The 2849-nt window shown below is 63.7% G+C and carries 5 protein-coding genes and 1 pseudogene; 4 read left to right on the forward strand and 2 right to left on the reverse strand.

All coding sequences use genetic code 11. The features are described from left to right. Together HP547_RS12430 and HP547_RS12435 are read left to right on the forward strand one after the other, a co-directional pair. A partial coding sequence (locus HP547_RS12430; RefSeq protein WP_172286423.1) for a cupin domain-containing protein occupies positions 1-187 on the forward strand: 187 nt, incomplete at its 5' end. Positions 188-189: 2 nt separating this feature from the next. Next, entirely contained in the window at positions 190-489 is a 300-nt protein-coding gene (locus tag HP547_RS12435; protein ID WP_175586204.1) for a hypothetical protein, read from the forward strand. Here HP547_RS12435 and HP547_RS12440 read toward each other — a convergent pair. Both HP547_RS12440 and HP547_RS12445 read right to left on the reverse strand, forming a co-directional pair. After that, a complete protein-coding gene (locus HP547_RS12440) occupies positions 462-1076 on the reverse strand; it encodes a 2-hydroxychromene-2-carboxylate isomerase (protein WP_172229850.1) in 615 nt (204 codons plus the stop codon). The genes HP547_RS12435 and HP547_RS12440 overlap by 28 nt on opposite strands. A 30-nt stretch (positions 1077-1106) precedes the next feature. Continuing rightward, positions 1107-1838 carry an SDR family oxidoreductase gene (locus tag HP547_RS12445; protein WP_172229853.1) on the reverse strand — a complete coding sequence of 244 codons (732 nt, stop codon included), beginning with the start codon at positions 1836-1838 and terminating at the stop codon, positions 1107-1109. A gap of 89 nt (positions 1839-1927) precedes the next feature. Here HP547_RS12445 and HP547_RS12450 point away from each other — a divergent pair, with 89 nt between their 5' ends. Beyond that, entirely contained in the window at positions 1928-2491 is a 564-nt protein-coding gene (locus HP547_RS12450) for a TetR/AcrR family transcriptional regulator (protein ID WP_172286424.1), read from the forward strand. Next, positions 2478-2849, forward strand: a pseudogene (locus tag HP547_RS12455) (hypothetical protein); the annotation flags it as partial. The gene HP547_RS12450 and the pseudogene HP547_RS12455, both read left to right, overlap by 14 nt.

Consider the following 2849-nt stretch of genomic DNA (forward strand, 5'->3'; position numbering starts at 1 on the left):
GCATGCCGAGGGCGAGGAATGCGGCCTGGTGACCCGGGGTACTGTCGAGCTGTGGGTCGATGGCCAGGTCAGCGTGCTCAGCTCGGGCGATGGCTACTACATCCCCACTACCCTGCCGCACAGCTTCAAGAACATTGGCCCGGACGAGGCCGAAATCATCAGCGCCAACACCCCGGCGAACTTCTGACCTTGACCCGCACGGGCTCGTTGAACACCCGGGCTGTGTACCAGTGCCTGCGCGATGCCGCCCTGGGCGTGCATCACCTTGAGGTTGGTGCTCGCCGCGAGGGCGGCCTGGTCGATGTCGTCATCCACGCTTGGCAACTCACCCTGGCCCTGGATGCAGAGGGCCTGGCGCAGTGCGTTCACTGCCTGGCCGCCGACGGCGAGCAGGCCGACCTCGGCGACTGGCACCGCTATGGCAGCAACCCGGTCGACCTGCTAAGCCTGTGGGAGCGCACTCAGCTGGAGAGGCTGCTGGCGCCCTGAGCCAACGCTTGCTCGACAAAGTCCAGACGGTCCTGGCCGAAGAACATCTCGTCGCCAACAAAGCAGGTTGGCGCGCCGAACACCCCGCGTGCCACTGCTGCCTCGGTGGCCTGCCTGAGTGCAACCTTCACTTCATCATCCGCAGCCAGCGCATGAAATACCTGCGGGTCGAAGCCGCCCTGAACAAGCGTTTCGTCCAGCACGCCGATGTCGCTCAAATTGCGGCACTGCGCAAACAGCCCATTGAACAGCACGGCGAGCAGCGCCTCGAGGCGCTCCGGGGAACGCATCTGGGTGCCCATCACCCCGCGCATCAGGGTCAAGGTGTTGACCGGGAATCCTGGCGGCAATCCGTAAGCCACCCCATAACGCGCAGCAAAGCGCGACAGGTCGATGAACATGTAGCGCCCCTTGGCCGGTATCAGAGCCGGAGAGGCATTGCCGGTGGCCTGGAACACGCCGCCCAACAGCATCGGCCGGTAGTGCAACGTGGCACCTTGGCGGGCACACAGGCCGGGCAGCTGGGTCCAGGCCAGGTAACTGGCCGGGCTGCCCAGGTCAAAATGGAAATCGACAGTCTTGTGCATGGTTACGGTCCTTGCTGGGTGAAAAGGGGCTTACCAGCGCTCGATCCAGGGGCGCAGGTCCAGCTCGAAGGTCCAGGCGTCGCGCGGCTGGGCATGCAGGAACCAGTAGCTGTCGGCGATGTGCGCCGGGTCGAGGATGCCATCCTGGTCCTTGAGGGCGTAGCGCTCAGGGAAACTGTCACGGATGAAAGCAGTGTCGATGGCCCCGTCCACGACCACGTGCGCAACATGAATGTTCCGCGGCCCCAGTTCGCGCGCCATGCTCTGCGCCAGAGCGCGCAAGGCGTGCTTGGCACCGGCGAACGCGGCAAACCCTGCTGCACCACGGGTGCCTGCGGTGGCACCCGTGAACAGAAGCGTCCCGCGCTCGCGCTGGACCATGCGCCGGGCAACGGCCTGAGCGGTGAGGAAGCCGGCAAAGCAGGCCATTTCCCAGATCTTGAAATATTTACGCGGGGTTTCGTCGAGAATGCTGCAAGGCACATTGGCGCCGATATTGAATACAAACGCCTCGATCGGGCCGATGTCACGCTCGATGGTTTCGACCAGGCTCGCCACATCTTCTTCGTTGCGCGCATCAGAGCCAAAGGCGTGGGCCTGGCCGCCAGCGGCGCGAATTTCCTCCACCAGCGGCTGCAGCTTGTCCGCCTGGCGCCGTGTCACGCAGGCGATGTAGCCCTCACGGGCAAAGCGCTTGGCGATCTCGCCCCCGGTAGCATCACCCGCACCGATCACCAGCACTACTTTTTGTTGTTCTGCCATGCTCACCCCCATTGGTGAATGATCGTTTAGTAAACGAACGCTATGTTAAGATTGCCTTCATCGTCAAGCCTGCCTGCCGAGGCATATGAATGCGCTACTCCAACCAACACAAGCAGCAGACCCGCGAACGCCTGCTGGCCAGCAGCGGCGCGCTGGCCAAAAGCGGGGGTTTTTCCAGCACCGGCGTAGCCGGGTTGATGAAGGCCATTGGCCTGACCGGCGGCGCCTTTTACAACCACTTCCCCTCCAAGGACGACCTGTTCACCGAGGTGGTCAGGCAGGAGCTGTGCAACAGCCCGCTGGCACGCCTGGCCACCCAGGGCGCCAGCCGTGAACGTCTGGGCCGTTGCCTGCAGCAGTACCTGAGCCTGGCCCACCTGCACAACGCCGAAGGTGGCTGCCCACTGCCGCCGCTGGGGGTGGAGATCGCGCGGGCCGAAGTACCCGTGCGCGAAGTGGCCGAGCACTGGTTGGTGCAGCTGCACCAGGCCTGGAGCGCAACGCTGGAGGATGAACAACTGGCCTGGGTGTTGATCAGCCAGTGCGTCGGCGCCTTGCTGATCGGGCGCATGCTGGCGAGCGAAAACGTGCAATCGCAGGTACTGGACGCCAGCCGCGCATATGTCGAAAAGGCCCTGCATGAAGTGGATTAGTGTCGTGCTTGGCGCGCTGATGGCGTTACCCGCACTGGCCGAACAAACCTGTCCGCCAGGGCAGTACCAGGTGTGCCTGATGGGCTGTTTTTGTGCCCCGATCGATCCTGGGCAGGCCGGGCAGGTGCTCAAGGATGTCGAAGCCATGGCCTCGTCCAGCCTCACCTTTGCCTTGCGCCAGGCCCGCGATGAAGCGACGGCCAGCGGCGTGCAGCCGATCCCGTTGCATATACGGGCACAGCTCGAACCCTGGTATGACTTTGCGGTGCTCGACGCGGTGCGTTATCGGGTCGGTGACGAACAGCAGATGAGTGCAGCCAATGTGATGTTGCAAAACCCCGACGTGAATGCCGTGACG

Source organism: Pseudomonas sp. CM27, from assembly GCF_013179515.1.
Taxonomy (GTDB): Bacteria; Pseudomonadota; Gammaproteobacteria; order Pseudomonadales; family Pseudomonadaceae; genus Aquipseudomonas.

Coding starts and splice junctions, on each gene's coding strand:
- HP547_RS12440 (WP_172229850.1), bottom strand. CDS start 1,076: ATGCACAAGACTGTCGATTTCCATTTTGACCTGGGCAGCCCGGCCAGT.
- HP547_RS12445 (WP_172229853.1), bottom strand. CDS start 1,838: ATGGCAGAACAACAAAAAGTAGTGCTGGTGATCGGTGCGGGTGATGCT.
- HP547_RS12450 (WP_172286424.1), top strand. CDS start 1,928: ATGCGCTACTCCAACCAACACAAGCAGCAGACCCGCGAACGCCTGCTG.